Annotated in this window: 15 protein-coding genes; 4 read left to right on the top strand and 11 right to left on the bottom strand. The window is 61.7% G+C overall.

Going from position 1 to position 14911, the window contains the following annotated elements:
* The first annotated feature begins 51 nt into the window (after window positions 1-51).
* Window positions 52-678: a L,D-transpeptidase gene (locus WH91_RS18935; RefSeq protein ID WP_046172567.1), complete on the top strand. Its 627-nt coding sequence runs from the start codon at window positions 52-54 to the stop codon at window positions 676-678.
* A gap of 132 nt (window positions 679-810) precedes the next feature.
* Here WH91_RS18935 and WH91_RS18930 read toward each other — a convergent pair whose 3' ends face one another.
* The 6 genes from WH91_RS18930 to WH91_RS24775 form a co-directional block, all read right to left on the bottom strand.
* Window positions 811-2361: a cryptochrome/photolyase family protein gene (locus tag WH91_RS18930; RefSeq protein WP_046172566.1), complete on the bottom strand. Its 1551-nt coding sequence runs from the start codon at window positions 2359-2361 to the stop codon at window positions 811-813.
* An 84-nt stretch (window positions 2362-2445) separates the two neighbouring features.
* The gene (infB, locus tag WH91_RS18925) at window positions 2446-5334 is read right to left on the bottom strand and encodes a translation initiation factor IF-2 (protein ID WP_046172565.1); all 2889 of its coding nucleotides are present in this window, start codon (window positions 5332-5334) and stop codon (window positions 2446-2448) included.
* Window positions 5327-6028: an RNA-binding protein gene (locus WH91_RS18920; protein ID WP_074797186.1), complete on the bottom strand. Its 702-nt coding sequence runs from the start codon at window positions 6026-6028 to the stop codon at window positions 5327-5329. Before WH91_RS18920 ends, infB begins: the two co-directional genes overlap by 8 nt.
* 23 nt (window positions 6029-6051) lie before the next feature.
* The gene (gene nusA / locus WH91_RS18915) at window positions 6052-7653 is read right to left on the bottom strand and encodes a transcription termination factor NusA (protein WP_046172564.1); all 1602 of its coding nucleotides are present in this window, start codon (window positions 7651-7653) and stop codon (window positions 6052-6054) included.
* On the bottom strand, window positions 7654-8337 hold the full coding sequence (gene rimP, locus WH91_RS18910; RefSeq protein ID WP_046172563.1) for a ribosome maturation factor RimP: 684 nt from the start codon (window positions 8335-8337) through the stop codon (window positions 7654-7656).
* Window positions 8338-8457: 120 nt separating this feature from the next.
* Window positions 8458-8616 carry a hypothetical protein gene (locus tag WH91_RS24775; protein ID WP_158409609.1) on the bottom strand — a complete coding sequence of 53 codons (159 nt, stop codon included), beginning with the start codon at window positions 8614-8616 and terminating at the stop codon, window positions 8458-8460.
* Between the two features lie 288 nt (window positions 8617-8904).
* On the opposite strand from WH91_RS24775, the gene WH91_RS18905 reads away from it, so the two are divergent.
* Window positions 8905-9180, top strand: coding sequence for a hypothetical protein (locus WH91_RS18905; protein WP_046172562.1), 276 nt, complete (start codon window positions 8905-8907; stop codon window positions 9178-9180).
* A gap of 49 nt (window positions 9181-9229) precedes the next feature.
* Here WH91_RS18905 and WH91_RS18900 read toward each other — a convergent pair whose 3' ends face one another.
* The 5 genes from WH91_RS18900 to lnt all read right to left on the bottom strand — a co-directional run bounded on the left by WH91_RS18900 (window position 9230) and on the right by lnt (window position 13718).
* Window positions 9230-9613 carry a winged helix-turn-helix transcriptional regulator gene (locus WH91_RS18900; protein WP_046172561.1) on the bottom strand — a complete coding sequence of 128 codons (384 nt, stop codon included), beginning with the start codon at window positions 9611-9613 and terminating at the stop codon, window positions 9230-9232.
* 121 nt (window positions 9614-9734) lie between these two features.
* A complete protein-coding gene (gene trmB, locus WH91_RS18895) occupies window positions 9735-10439 on the bottom strand; it encodes a tRNA (guanosine(46)-N7)-methyltransferase TrmB (RefSeq protein ID WP_046172560.1) in 705 nt (234 codons plus the stop codon).
* A 6-nt stretch (window positions 10440-10445) separates the two neighbouring features.
* Window positions 10446-10607: a hypothetical protein gene (locus tag WH91_RS24770; protein ID WP_158409608.1), complete on the bottom strand. Its 162-nt coding sequence runs from the start codon at window positions 10605-10607 to the stop codon at window positions 10446-10448.
* A gap of 84 nt (window positions 10608-10691) precedes the next feature.
* Window positions 10692-11948, bottom strand: coding sequence for a methionine adenosyltransferase (gene metK / locus WH91_RS18890; RefSeq protein ID WP_046172615.1), 1257 nt, complete (start codon window positions 11946-11948; stop codon window positions 10692-10694).
* A 153-nt stretch (window positions 11949-12101) separates the two neighbouring features.
* Window positions 12102-13718 (bottom strand): apolipoprotein N-acyltransferase, encoded by a 1617-nt coding sequence (lnt, locus tag WH91_RS18885; RefSeq protein WP_046172559.1) that lies wholly within the window; start codon window positions 13716-13718, stop codon window positions 12102-12104.
* Window positions 13719-13830: 112 nt separating this feature from the next.
* Between lnt and tsaB the strand changes: the two genes are divergently transcribed.
* Together tsaB and rimI are read left to right on the top strand one after the other, a co-directional pair.
* A complete protein-coding gene (tsaB, locus tag WH91_RS18880; RefSeq protein WP_052952974.1) occupies window positions 13831-14433 on the top strand; it encodes a tRNA (adenosine(37)-N6)-threonylcarbamoyltransferase complex dimerization subunit type 1 TsaB in 603 nt (200 codons plus the stop codon).
* Window positions 14430-14909 (top strand): ribosomal protein S18-alanine N-acetyltransferase, encoded by a 480-nt coding sequence (gene rimI / locus WH91_RS18875; protein ID WP_046172558.1) that lies wholly within the window; start codon window positions 14430-14432, stop codon window positions 14907-14909. Before tsaB ends, rimI begins: the two co-directional genes overlap by 4 nt.
* The last annotated feature ends 2 nt before the right edge of the window (window positions 14910-14911 follow it).

Below are 14911 nucleotides of genomic sequence, written 5' to 3'. Positions count from 1 at the left end.
TTTCGCGTCACCCCTGCCCCAGGATTTGTCTTGCTCTCTCGTCGTTTGTTCATGATCGGCCTGCCTGCCCTGGCTTTGGCCGCCTGCTCCTCCACCCGCACGCCAGTCGTGCAGGAGCCGCAGATCGATCCCTATTACCAGGCCATGTATGGCGCCCTGCCGAACGAAAAGTTCCCGGTGGCTGCCATGGACCTGCGTCGTGTTGACCCCCAGTTCTGGCGCCAGGAAGTGCCCTACATCACCTCCGAGCGCCCCGGTACGATCGTGGTCGATACCCCCAACCGCTTTCTCTTCCTCGTCCTCGAAGGCGGTCGCGCGCTGCGCTACGGCGTCGGCGTTGGCAAGAGCGAAGCCCTGGTGTTCCGCGGCACGGCCAGCGTCGGCCGCAAGGCTGAATGGCCACGCTGGACTCCGACCCAGGCAATGATCAAGCGCGAACCCGACCGTTACGGCGCCTATGCCGGCGGCCTTGAGGGTGGCTCGACCAACCCGCTCGGCCCACGCGCGCTCTACCTCTACAAGAATGGCGCCGACACGTTGTTCCGTCTGCACGGCACCACCGAGCCCTACACCATCGGCACCAACGTTTCCTCGGGCTGCATCCGCCTGATGAACCAAGACATTATCGATCTTTACGCCCGCGTGCCGGTTGGCGCGAAAGTCGTCGTGATCAACTAAACAATCCGGGGCCACTGCCGCGGCAGTGGGACGCCTTGTTTCGGAATCCGTAGTCACCGGAGCAAAGTTTTCTGCTGCCGCGACAAGGGCCCGGGATCAACATCGAAAGGCCCGCTCACCGAGCGGGCTTTTTTATGCGCCGGACCGTCGCTTGGCCTCTGTTTCGAGATGTCCCAGCACGACGGCCGCATGAGCAAGCGTTGCGCTTTGCTCGGCCGGATCCATCCGGTCCCAGACCATGTAGTTGCGCTTCATCCGTGTATTGGCGGCCAAAACCTGCCGGTTTCGTGCCAGAAAATCCCAGTACAGCGCGTTGAACGGGCAAGCATTGGGCCCATGCCGCAACTTGGGATTGAAGCGGCAGCCCTCGCAATAATCGCTCATTTTCGAGATGTAGTTGGCGCTGGCGGCATAGGGCTTGGAGCCCACCAGGCCGCCGTCGCCAAACTGGCTCATGCCCAGCGTATTGGGCAATTCAACCCACTCGAACGCATCGATGTAGATCGCCAGATACCATTCATGCACCTGGAACGGGTCGACGCCTGCCAGCATGGCAAAGTTGCCGGTGATCATCAAGCGCTGGATGTGATGGGCATAGGCAGTCTCCAGCGTCTGGCCGATGGCTTGCGCCAGGCAGTTCATTTCGGTCTGGCCATCCCAGTAGAACCAGGGCAGGTCGAGTTTTGCACCGAGCGCATTGCGGTCGCGATAGGCAGGCATCTCATGCCAGTAGACACCGCGCATATACTCTCGCCAGCCGATAATCTGGCGAATGAAGCCCTCGACGCTGTTGAGAGGCGCCCTGCCCTCGAGATATTCGACCTCTGCAGCCCGGCATAAAGCCAGCGGATCGAGCAGGCCAAGGTTGATGTAGGGTGACAGGACGGAATGGTAGAGCGTTTGCTCGCTTGTCAGCATTGCGTCCTGATAGTCGCCAAAGCGCGGCAGCATTGCATCGAGGAAATGAGCCCGCGCGCGCTCCGCATCGGCGCGCGTAACGGCATATCCAAACCGCTCCTGCCGCCCCGGATTGTCGGCAAACTGGGTGCTGACCAGCTCCATCACCTCGCGCGTGATAGTGTCAGGCGGGAAGCTCAGCGGCTTGGGCATGAACAGATCGGGCTTGGCGGTCTTGCGGTTCTCCGCGTCAAAGTTCCATCGGCCGCCGAGCGGCTGTCGGCCGCCATCGAGCAGCAGCCCGGTTTTCCGGCGCATCTCCCGATAAAAGAACTCCATGGTCCACTCGCGCCGACCATCGGCCCAGCCATCGAACGTTGCGTGGCTGGCGATGAAGCGATCGTCTTGCTCAATCTCGACACTGAGCCCAGTCAGTTCCGCCCATCCGCGCTGCATGGCACGGACGCGCCACTCGGCGGCCTCGGTGGTGACGATGCGCTCGACCGTATGCCGACCCACAGCGCGTAAAACCTCGCCATCAAGGCTTTGGGTGTTGTTGGGATTGGGCAGAGTGACGTAGTCGACCATCCAGCCATGTTGACGCAGTTCGTCAGCAAAATGCCGCATCGCCGAGAGCACCAGCACCAGCTTTTGCTTGTGATGCCAGGCGTAGCTGGTCTCGGTTCCTACCTCCGCCATCAGTACGACGGCAGTTTCAGGCGTGCTTGCCCGCAGCGCGGTCACGTCTAGCGTCAGCTGGTCGCCAAGGATAACCACGAGATCCATGCTGTCTCCGGATAGGTGAGGCTACGGCTCAAACGAAACGGGCGCCCGATTGGACGCCCGTTTCTCAAATTATTGCATGACGCCTTACAGCGTGCGCTGGACAGTCTCGACACGGAAGCATTCGATGACGTCGCCGGCGCGCATGTCTTCGTAATTCTCGAAGGCCATGCCGCATTCCTGGCCGGTCTGCACTTCCTTGACTTCGTCCTTGAAGCGCTTGAGCGTCTTGAGCTTGCCTTCGTGGATGACCACGTTGTCACGGATAAGACGCACGCCCGAGCCACGTTCCACCATGCCTTCGGTGATCCGGCAGCCGGCAACCTTGCCGACCTTGGTGATCGAGAACACTTCGAGGATCTGGGCATTGCCGATGAAGGTCTCGCGACGTTCGGGCTTCAGCAGACCGCTCATGGCATTCTTCACATCATCCACGAGATCGTAGATGATGTTGTAGTAGCGGATTTCGATGCCATCGCGGGTGGCCAGCTCGGTTGCCTGCTTATTGGCACGCACGTTAAAGCCGATGACGATGGCGTTCGATGCCGAAGCCAGGGTCACGTCGCTTTCGGTGATGCCACCCACGGCGCTCATCAGCAGCTGCGCCGACACTTCGTCGGTCGACAGCTTGTTGAGCGAGGCCACGATGGCTTCAACCGAACCCTGCACGTCGCCCTTGATGATCAGCGGGAACTTTGCGATGCCGGCAACCTTGAGCTGATTCATCATCTGCTCGAGGCTGGTAGCGCCGCCGCCGGCCGTCTTTTCACGAATGGCGCGCTGACGATACTCGGTGACTTCGCGGGCCCGCGCTTCGGACTCGACGACCGAGAAACGATCGCCGGCATTCGGCACGCCGGTAAAGCCGAGCACTTCGACGGGAACCGATGGACCGGCTTCCTTGACCTGCTCGCCCTTGTCGTTGATCAGTGCACGAACGCGGGCAAATTCGGTACCGGCGACGACAATGTCGCCGATCGCCAGAGTGCCGCGCTGTACCAGAACCGTCGCCACCGCACCGCGGCCGCGATCGAGCTTGGCTTCGATGACCAGACCCTCGGCACGGCCATCCTGGGCCACGCGCAGTTCGAGCACTTCGGCCTGCAGCAGGATGGTTTCGAGCAGCTTGTCCAGACCATCGCGGGTCTTGGCCGAAACTTCCACGTCGAGCACGTCGCCGCCCATCGATTCCACGAACACTTCATGCTGCAGGAGCTCGGTGCGAACGCGGGTCGGGTTGGCTTCAGGCTTGTCCATCTTGTTGATGGCCACGATGATCGGAACACCGGCTGCCTTGGCATGCTTGATGGATTCGATGGTCTGCGGCATCACGCCGTCATCGGCCGCCACCACGAGGACCGCGATATCGGTCGCCTGGGCACCGCGGGCACGCATGGCGGTGAACGCCTCGTGGCCCGGGGTATCGAGGAAGGTGATCTTGGTGCCGTTCTTGACAACCTGATAGGCGCCGATGTGCTGGGTGATGCCACCGGCTTCGCCAGACACGACATTGGCTTCGCGGATCGCATCGAGCAGCGAGGTCTTGCCGTGATCGACGTGACCCATGATGGTCACGACCGGCGCACGGTTGGTCAGGTCCTCGGCCTTGTCGTCGGCAGGAAGATCATAGAGACCTTCTTCGACGTCGGCATCGCTGACGCGCTTGACCGTGTGGCCGAGTTCGCGAGCGATCAGCTCGGCAGTATCGGCATCAACCACATCATTGATTGTGGCCATGGTGCCCTGCGCCATCAGCATCTTGATGACCGTCACCGAACGTTCGGCCATGCGGTTCGCCAGTTCGGCGACCGTAATGGCTTCTGGAATGATGACTTCGCGGATGAGCTTTGGCGCTTCCTGCTGGTTGCGGCCCATCTTCTTGTCGCGACGACGGCGCATGGCGGCGAGGGACGGGCCCTTGTCGCGATCGCTCTCGGCGCCGGCATTGGTCACCGTCAGGCGGCCACGTGCGTTGCCGTCTTCGACCTTGCGGGTGGGGCGTTCCGGCGCAGCGCGCGAGGCGCGGCGCGCATTTTCCAGTTCGGCTTCGGTCGTCGGACGAGCCTGCGGCGAACCGGTACGGACCTTGCGGCCATCGGCTTCATTGGGACCAGCGGGTGGCACGTTGCCGATCGGCGCCATGCCGGCACCAGCCGGACGGCGTTCACCAGCCGGACGCGTCGCGGTGCCGGAAGGACGAGCACCAGCAGCGCCCGGTCGTGCACCGGCTGCGCCGGGTTTGATTAGGGCATTGGCGCCGCGTTCGCTTTCGGGGCGCGCATTGCTTGGACGCTCGACGCGTGGCGGACGCGGTGGCTGGCCCGGACGGCCTGCGACGACGCGCACGCTGGATGGGCCAGCACTGCGCTGTGACGCAGACGAGACGGCTTCCTCGCTCGCTACAGCTTCAGTAGGAGCCTCTGTAGCGGGCGCAGCAGTGACGGCCGCAGCTTCCGGCGCGGCGGCTTCGGCCGGAGCGGATGCGGCAGCAACAGGCGCTTCAGCTGCAGGAGCCGCAACCTCTGGCTCCGGGGCTTCAAGCTGGCGGCGGGCTTCTTCAGCACGCTCGGCTTCTTCGCGAACTTCGCGGCGACGCGCATCTTCTTCAACGCGACGAGCTTCGTCAGCGGCAAAGCGTTCCTGATCCTCGGCGGCGCGAGCGCCAGCCAGCGCCAGGGCGTTGCGGCGGGCCTCTGCTTCTGCAGCCGATAAACCGAGCGGAGCACGCTGCTGCTGCGGCGGACGGCCGGCAGGCGGACGTTGACCCTGTGGGGCACCCGTTGCCGACTGTGGGCGGTGCGGCGCTGCCGGAGCATTGGGCTTGGGAACCAGGCGCGTACGCTTCTCGACAACCACCGTCGATCGCGAAGGACCACGCGACATCGCCGGACGGTTGCCCAGGCCTGGGCCGCCCTTCAATGTCAGAGTCTTCTTCGCGCTAGTGTCGTCGGTGCGCTTGTCGTCGTTATCAGCCATGTATCTCGCGTCTTTCGTCGGTGGCCTCGGGCAAAAGGTCACCGTCAACCGCGGCGCGGTCGGTGTCCTTTTCCGTCGGTTTAGCAGTATAAAGGGCCAGTCTCCGGGCCTTTTCTACTGCTGCTTGGGCTGCCGCCCCTCTTGTGAGGGCAGCATGTATCACATTTTCAAGGCCAAGTGCCAAACCCATTTGCTCTGAGTTGAGCAATTCGAAATGGGGCACTTCGAAGCCTTCAATTCCTTCTTCTTCGGCGGCGTAATGCAGCGCTTTGAGCGGGCCGACCATTTTGCTGCGGCCGTCTTCTGCTGCATCGGTTGCCGTGATCAGTGCGATCAGGCTTCCATTGTCGATCAGGGCACGCACCTTGGTGGCGCCAAAGGTCAACTGACCCGCCTTGCGGGCCATGCCCAGCGCATTGAGGTAGCGCCCTTCAAGCCGGGTCTGCGTCAGGCCGGGCAGGTCTTCGGGCAGTTTGACCTCGGTCTTGAGGCTGCGGGCAAAGACCTTCTTTTTGACGGCCTCGGCCACGAGGACCTTGTTGAGGCTGATCCAGACGCCGCGGCCCTCGGCCTTGGCATCGGTGTCGGGGACCAGCACACCGTCCGGCCCCAGTACGAAACGGATCAGCTCTGCCACGGGCTTTTCGGCCCGTGTCAGTGCACACATCCGTGTCGTTTCCTCGCGCCGGGCCATCTGGTCCTTCGCTCCGAAACGGCTTAAGCCGTCGCCTCTTCGTCGGCGACTTTTTCGCCTTCGACAGGTGGCAGGTCTTCTGCATTGATCCAGCCGGCCTTGATACGGGCCTGCATGATCATGTCTTCGGCTTCTTCACGGCTCACCGGGAAGTCCTTGAAAGTGCCTTCGAAACGCTTGGTCTCGCCGTCCTTGCGTTCACTCCAGCCAATCAGGTCATCGGCGGCGCAACCGGCAAAGTCTTCCACCGTCTTGATATCTTCCTTGCCCAGCGCAACCAGCATGGATGCGGTAAGGCCAGCGATTTCGTACAGCTCGTCCTCGACGCCCAGCGCCTTACGCTCGTCGTCATGGGCGCGGTCGATAGCCGCCAGATATTCGGTAGCGCGGTTTTGGATTTCGCCAGCGGTCTCTTCGTCGAAGCCTTCGATCGAAGCGATTTCATTCGCATCGATATAGGCTAGTTCTTCGACCGAGGAGAACCCTTCGGAGGCCAATAGTTGGGCAACCATCTCGTCAACGTCAAGGGCTGTCATGAACAGGCTCGAGCGCTCGGAGAATTCCTTCTGGCGACGTTCGCTTTCTTCCTGCTCGGTCAGGATATCGATATCCCAGCCGATCAACTGGCTGGCAAGACGCACATTCTGGCCACGACGGCCGATAGCCAGCGACAGCTGCTCATCTGGCACCACGACTTCGATGCGCTCGGCCTGCTCGTCGAGCACTACCTTGGCAACGTCGGCCGGCTGCAGAGCACTCACTACGAGGTCGGCAATGGTGTCCGTCCACGGAATGATGTCGATCTTTTCGCCCTGCAGTTCGGCCACGACGGCCTGAACGCGCGAACCGCGCATACCAACGCAAGCGCCGACCGGATCGATCGAGCTGTCATTGGAGGTCACGGCAATCTTGGCGCGCGAACCCGGATCGCGGGCGATCGAACGGATGGTGATGACGCCATCATAGATCTCGGGCACTTCCTGCATGAACAGCTTGGCCATGAACTGCGGATGGGTGCGCGACAGGAAAATCTGAGGACCGCGCTGTTCGCGGCGCACGTCATACACATAGGCACGAACGCGGTCGCCATAGCGGAACATTTCGCGCGGGATCAGCTCGTCGCGGCGGATGATGGCTTCGCCACGACCCAGGTCGACGATCACATTGCCATATTCGACGCGTTTGACGGTGCCGTTGACGATCTCGCCAATGCGGTTGAAATATTCGTCATACATGCGCTCGCGTTCGGCATCGCGCACCTTCTGCACGATGACCTGCTTGGCGGACTGCGCAGCGATACGGCCGAATTCCATCGGCGGCAGCGGCTCGGTCAGGAAATCGCCGACCTTGGCTTCCGGCGACTTGATCTGGGCAAACTTTAGATCGACCTGGCGGCTGGTCTCTTCAACCGTCTCGACGATTTCCAGCAGGCGCCACATCCGGGTTTCGCCCGAACGAGGATTGATCTCGACCTTGATCTCGGTCTCCGCGCCGTAACGCCCCTTGGCGGCCTTTTCCATGGCGTCCTGCATTGCCTCGATCACGACCATGCGGTCGATCGATTTCTCGCGGGCAACGGCATCTGCGATCTGCAACAGCTCGAGGCGGTTCGCACTAACGGCCATTTACTTGGTCTCCCTGGGAGGATTGGATTCCGCCGTATCCTCGACCGTTTCGGTCTCAGGGTCGTCGGCTTGAGAGGTTTCGTCGTCATTGTCGGCTTCGGCGTATTCGACCGTTTCGGTCTCATCGTCGTCGATGGGGTGGGCTTCCTGGTCGATCCGGGCCTTTTCCATCAATGCATCGGTCATCACCAGCTTGGCTTCGCCAATGGTGATGAAGGGCAGGCGATGGTCGGGGTCGGTGCCGGTTGGGGCGTCGGGCAGGGTGATCACCAACGCATCGTCGTCCACGGCCTTGATGAAGCCGCGAAAGCGCTTGCGGCCATTGATCATGTCCGAGAGTTCGATTTTGACGTCATGGCCGATATAGGCGGCAAAGTCACGGCGGCGCACCAGCGGCCGGTCGATACCGGGGGAGCTGACTTCCAGATGATATTCGCGCTCGATCGGGTCCTCCACGTCAAGCGCCGGCGACAAATCCTTGGACAGCTTCTCGCAATTGACGATGGTGAATCGCCCATTCTCGTCTTCGGCCATGATCTGCAGCGTGCAGCCGTTTTCCTGGGTGATTTTTACCCGCACGAGAGAGAAGCCAAGGCCATTGGCCACCGGCTCGACAATACGGGAAACCCGGGCTTCGAGGCCCGTTTCCTTGATAAAGCGCTGTTCGGTGAGGTCGAAGCTCATCGTTCCCCAAAATTTCCAGAAGACGGTAATAAAAAAGAGCGGGGCCGGGGAGGCTCCCACTCTGCAAATGCTAGAGATGTTGGCGCCTATATAGCGCCATTGCTGCGGAGTGGCAAGGCTTCACGCTTGAGCCGACCAACTCGCGACCTGAGGCGCCTCGTTTCGGTCGTGGAACACGCCAATCTGGCGCGGGCGGCCGGCCCTTTGCAGCCGATCCTCGTCAAAATCAAAATAAGGCAGCTTCTCGACATGATAGCGTCGCCCATTGCGGGTGACCATTTGCCGCTCAAAATCTGCATGCGCGTCGGCAGGATGGTCTTCCCTCGACAGCCGAAGCACCCCTCCAGATCGGTTCCAGCAACCGAAAACCCTTGCTGGCCGGAGCGTCACAAAAATGAAACCCGGTAGCATCTGGGAAACTAGGGCGGTCTATAACCCCTTGATTTCCTTTATAAAACGCTCGGGATGTTTACCTGAAGTTCAAGGGGTGGATTCCGCGAAATCGTCCCTTGAGGATTGGTCGGGGCAGTATCATTTCCAGGTTGTTCAACGAAAGGAACATCTGAAATGATCAAGAACACAGTTATCGCACTCGTCGCCGTTGCTGCCTTTGCAGGCGCTGCCGCACCCGCCTTTGCCGAATCCATCTTTGGCGACAATCCTTCCGAGGCGACACGTGATTTCACCAGCAACTCCATCATTTCCCAGCTGCAGCAGCGCGGCATCGATGCAAGTTCGGTGGAAGACTGGAACGGCCTGGTTCGCGCTTACGTGACCCTCGAAGACGGCACTCAGGCAATGCAATTCTACACGCCTGGTTCGCTGCAGCGGGTTACTCTCTAGATAGCCTGCCACGGTGCCGCCGGTTCGCCGGCGGCACCCGTATGCCGCTTTAGCTGGCCTGCACAATCCGTATCGGCGGCTCCCCGCCATGGGCATCGAAACGTTCCCGGGCCGCCCTGACCATGGCGCCATTGCGATCTGCAAAATTGCGCAAGCTATCGGCCAGCAGCAACAGCTCCTGACCAAGTTCGGTCAATTCATAGTCGACGCGCGGCGGAATGGTCGCAAACATAGTGCGGGTGACGAATCCGTCTCGCTCGAGTTCGCGCAGCGTCGTTGTCAGTGTCTTTTGCGATATCCCCCCGGCTCGCTTGATCTCGTTAAATCGCCGCGTCTCGCCGCGCAGCAGGGTAACCACCGTCAGGGTCCACTTGCCGGGTTTCACCGTCAACACCTGAAAATCGTGCTGGCTGGATGTGGACAAAGTAGACATGGCGAACCCCGGAACTGCTTGTCGAAGGTCCGATATGGGGCGCGATTGCGGCACTACCAGTGCCAGGTCGTATTAAACTTTGACATAGGTAACGACTTCAGCGTTCGCCAAAGCGGCACAGTCACTGCCGCAGGAAGCTGAAATAGAAACTGATCAGGCGCCCTTCGCGGCGGGCTTTCTGCTCATAGCGCGTCGCCTCCCAACCCTCGTAAGGCTCATGCCAGCTGCCCGGTTTTCCCGGCGTAAAGCTGAACTGAGGCTCACGAACAATATGGGCTAGTGTCCAGTTCGCATAATCCTCGATATCGGTGGCGAAGTGGAACAGCCCTCCCGTGCGGATCACCCGGGCCAGTTCGTTCAGTGTGGTCGGCGATACAAAGCGGCGCTTGTGATGACGCGTTTTGGGCCAGGGATCGGGATATAGCAGATAAACCTCGTCCAGCGACGCGTCGGGCAGCTCGACCAGCAGCTTGAACGCATCATCGGTGAACAGCCTGATATTGCGCAGGTTCTCGGCGGCAATGGTCTGCACCATCTTGCCGATGCCACCGGTGAACACCTCGCAGCCGATGTAGCCTGTGTCAGGGTGCCGACCTGCTTCGACCGCCAGATGCTCGCCGCCGCCGTAGCCGATTTCGACGATGATCTTCTCGGCTTTGGGAAACAGGCTGCGCGGATCGAGCGCGCCGCTAAGCTTGAACTCAAGATCAGGCAACGTGGCGTCAAACACCGCCTGCTGCCCGCCATGCAGCTTCTTGCCGGACCGCCGGCCAAAAAAAGCACGCGGTTCGCCTGAACGGGTCTTGGGAAGCTGGTGGTCGGTCATGACGGCCTAGATCAGAAAGTACAGAAGTGTGCCTATGACCACGAGACCGGCGACGATGGCAAGGGTATCCCAGCCAAAGGCGGGAGGTCGCGCACTGCCCGGCGTGGCCTCGAACCGCTTGGGTGCACCCCATTTGAGGCGGCGAAAGCGATAGACGTTGTTGGGCATGAAAACTCCGGCGGCAATGCTTCCGGAGATATGGGGCGTCCGGACCGGGTAGCTAAGTCCGAACGCCAAAAGTTGATCTGAAACCTATTTCAATGCGGCCTTGAGGGCGGCGACCAGATCGGTCTTTTCCCACGAGAACGAGCCGTCGCGGCCGGGCTTGCGGCCAAAATGACCGTAGGCCGAAGTCTTGGCATAGATTGGCTTGTTCAGATCGAGATGGGTGCGGATGCCGTGCGGGGTGAGGTCCATGACCTTGCCGAGAACGGCTTCGACCGCGGTCTCTTCAACCTTGCCCGTGCCATGCAGATCGACATAGATCGACAGCGGCTGCGCCACGCCGATGGCATAGGCAAGCTGGATCGTGGCGCGATCGGCAAGGCCGGCAGCAACCACATTCTTGGCAAGGTAGCGCGCGGCATAAGCCGCCGAACGATCGACCTTAGTCGGATCCTTGCCCGAAAAAGCGCCGCCACCGTGGGGCGCTGCGCCACCATAGGTGTCGACGATGATCTTGCGGCCGGTGAGGCCAGCGTCGCCATCAGGGCCCCCGACCACGAACTTGCCGGTGGGATTGATGTGCCACACGGTGTTGTCGTCGATCCAGCCTTCCGGCAGGGCTTCGCGGATATAGGGCTCGACGATCGTGCGAACGTCGGCCGAGGTTAGCGTTTCATCGAGATGCTGCGTCGACAGCACGATCTGCGTAACGCCAACCGGCTTGCCGTCTTCATAACGCACGGTGACCTGGCTCTTGGCATCGGGGCCGAGCACCTTGGCCGGACCAGTGCCCTCTTTGCGCGCTAGCGTCAGCACTTCGAGAATCTTGTGCGCGTAATAGATCGGCGCGGGCAGCAATTCCGGGGTCTCGCGGCTGGCATAGCCGAACATGATGCCCTGGTCGCCAGCGCCCACATCCTTATTGCCGGCTTCATCCACGCCCTGCGCGATATCCGCCGACTGGCCGTGCAGCAGCACGTCGATCTTGGCGGTCTTCCAGTGGAAACCAGACTGCTCATAGCCGATGGCGCGAATGGCCTTGCGGGCGGCCGACTTGAACTTGCTCGGATTGACCACTGGCGAGCCGGCGGCGTCCAGCACGATCTGGCCGTCCTTGTCCTTCTTCAGCAGCGTTTCGGGGACGCGTACTTCACCGGCAATCACCACGCGGTTGGTGGTAGCCAGCGTTTCGCAGGCGATGCGCACCTTCGACGGATCCATCCCGGACTTCTGCGCCTCGCGGAAAACCAGGTCGACGATCTCGTCGGAAATCCGGTCACAGACCTTGTCGGGATGTCCTTCGGAAACAGATTCTGAAGTGAACAGATAAGAAGACCGTGCCAACGAGAATCCCCTGAACGTGAAAAAGCTGCCCAATACGGCCTATTACGACGGGTTGTGACATCGGCAGTCCTGCCGGTCAAGCGGGATATAAAGAAAGCTTGATATCCCAAATGAGGAATCGGGAGCATGGTTTTCCGACGAAATGCCGACCGGTCAGGGCTGCTTCCGGCGCCGCCCGCCGCGTGCTGCGACCAGGGAAATCAGCAGCCCGGCGATCAGTGCGATGAGCAGGGGCCAGTGGCGAACCTGCGCAAACACCGTGCTGGCCAGTCGCTGATGCGGACGCACATCGAGCGCGGCCATCTGCTGCGGTAGGATGGATGCAGTGATGCGGCCCAGTGGGTCGGTGGCAAAAGTCAGCCCGGTATTGGCGGCGCGGATCAGGCTCATGCCCTCTTCGACGGCGCGGACACGGGCGTGGTGGGCATGCTGGGCTGGGCCGATCGAGCCATCGAACCAGGCGTCATTGGTGATGTTGAACAGGAACTGCGCCCCCGCGGTATCGCCCAGGTCGCCCGAAAACAGGATTTCGTAGCAGATCAGGGCGAGCAGCGGCGGCGTGGCCGGCAGGCTCATCAGCCGACGGCGCGCATCACCATGCGCCCAGCCCGCGGCACCGGGCACGAACTGCCGGATGCCGATCCGGGACAGGATTTCGCCAAACGGCATGAACTCGCCGAACGGCACCAGATGGGATTTGTCATAGGAGGCGATGATCTCGCCGTTGGTATCGATGGCGAGCAGGGAATTATGAGGCGGACCAGCGGCACCGCTGGCAATCGGCTCATACTGTTGTCGCGGCGCGCCGGTCAGCAGGGTCGTGGTTTCGGGCAATAGGCGGGCAATCCGCGCCAACGCTTCGGGATAGGTGGCGAGAAAGAACGGCAGCGACGATTCGGGCCATACTAGATGGGTGATGTCCGCCAGTCCCTTGTCGGCCGGGTCCATGCGCATGTCGCTCAGCATCAGCAGGCGGTCGATCAGCGCGACGGGATCGACTTTGCCGAAATCGGAATGCTCGTAGACCAGCGGCTGCACCAGGCGGAACGAGATATCGGTGCGCTCGGTCGAGACAGTGCCGGTCAGCCGATTATGGCCATAGCCGAGCTGGCCGGCGATCACTGCCATAGCGATGAAGAATGGCAATAGCCTCCGGCTGAGATTGCGCCCATCGGCCGGCCAGATCAGCGCCGGCGTCATCGCCAGCAGCGCCGCCACCAGCGTCAGCCCGTATATGCCGATGACCGAGGTAATCTGCATCATCTCGTCATTGGGCGTCAGCGCGTAGCCGAGCAGGTCGAACGGAAAGCCGGTCAGGACATGGCCGCGCGCCCATTCGGCGATGGTGACAAAGGTTGCCAACGTCACGATGCGCGACGGTCCGTGTGACCACAACAGATGCGCCAACGCGCTTGCCAGGCCCCAGAAAAAGGCAATCAGGGCAGCCAGTGCCAGGATGGCGAAGGGCATCAGCACCAGCATGAAGCCGCCATCGACAAAAAAAGCCGCGCCAAGCCAGTGAAAGGCGACGGTGAAATAGCCCCAGCCAAAGGCGAAGCCGATGCTGAAGGCCGGGCCGAACAGCCGCCGCCAACCACGCTGCTTTTCGGCACCATCGAGGCACCACACCCAGACCGGGAAGGCGATGAATAGCGCCGGCACGACGAACAGTGGTGGCACCGACAGGCCGGCAATCGCGCCGGCCAGCAGCAACAGCAGGAAGCGCCGCCAGCCATGGCTCAGCATGGCAGTCTCGGCCAGCCAGGTCATATCGGGGCTTTCGGCGAATCAGGACGCATGCCGCAAGCTCGCTCCCGGGGCAGGGGGCGTCAAGGCGGATGGCAGGCTCGACACCGGCGCCGCCCGGCGCTAGATCGAAGCCATGACCATCACGCTCGCCATCGATACCGCCGCGCCGCGCCTGCAACTGACGTTGTTGCTCGCCGACGGGCATGTCGATGTGTCGATAGACGAGATCGCCACCGGTCACGCCGAACTGATCTTCGAGCGCATCGCCACCCTGTTTGCCCGCAACCACATCGGCTATGCCGACCTGCAGCGCGTGGTAACGACGACCGGTCCTGGTTCCTTCACCGGCCTCCGTATCGGACTGTCCGCGGCGCGCGGCATCGGCCTGGCACGCGGCATTCCAGTGGTTGGTCTTTCAACCCTCGTCGCCCTCTCGCTGACCGCAACGGGGCCCACCACCATCCTGCTCGATGCACGGCGCGGCGAAGCCTATTTCCAGACCTTCTCCGGCCCAGCCGCGCCCCTGTCTGTGGGGGCTCTGCTGCCGATCGAGGAGGCCCGCGCACTCGTCCTGCCCGGCTCCGCACTGATCGAATCAAACATCGTCGACATCTCTGCCCTGGCCACCTATGGCGCGACGCTCGATCCGGTCCAAAATCCGCCCGAGCCGAACTACATCCGCGATGCCGATGCCAAGCCGCAAACCGCGGCACGGATCGAAAGGCGAGGCGCATGATCAAGCTCTGGATGGCTCCCGCTGGCCTCCATATCGAACCCGGCAGGATGGCCGATGCCAAAGACCTGGCGCGCATCCACTCTCTTGGTTTCTATCGCGGCTGGCCCACGGGCGAGTTCGAGCGTTTCCTCGCCGAAGCCAACACCCCGGTCTACGTCGCCTGCGACGCCAAGCGCCGCATTGCCGGCTTTGCCCTGATCCGCGTCGTGGAAGACGAATCGGAGCTCTTGACCATCGCGGTCGATCCCAAATGGCGCGGCAAACACATCGGTCAGGCCCTGCTGCGGGCCGTGTTCGACGATCTGCTGCTCACGCCAGCGCGTCGGATGTTCCTTGAGGTCAGCGAGGAAAATGCCGCCGCGATCAAACTCTATACCCGCGAGGGCTTTGCCACCATATCCACCCGAAAGGGCTACTATGCAAAAGCCGACGGGTCACAGGCCACCGCGCTTGTCATGGCGCGTGATCTTGGATAACT

The sequence above is a fragment of the Devosia psychrophila genome, from assembly GCF_000971275.1.
In the GTDB taxonomy this organism is placed as follows: domain Bacteria; phylum Pseudomonadota; class Alphaproteobacteria; order Rhizobiales; family Devosiaceae; genus Devosia; species Devosia psychrophila.
Note: the sequence above shows the minus strand (reverse complement) of the source record. Positions and strands in the feature narration are given on the sequence as shown.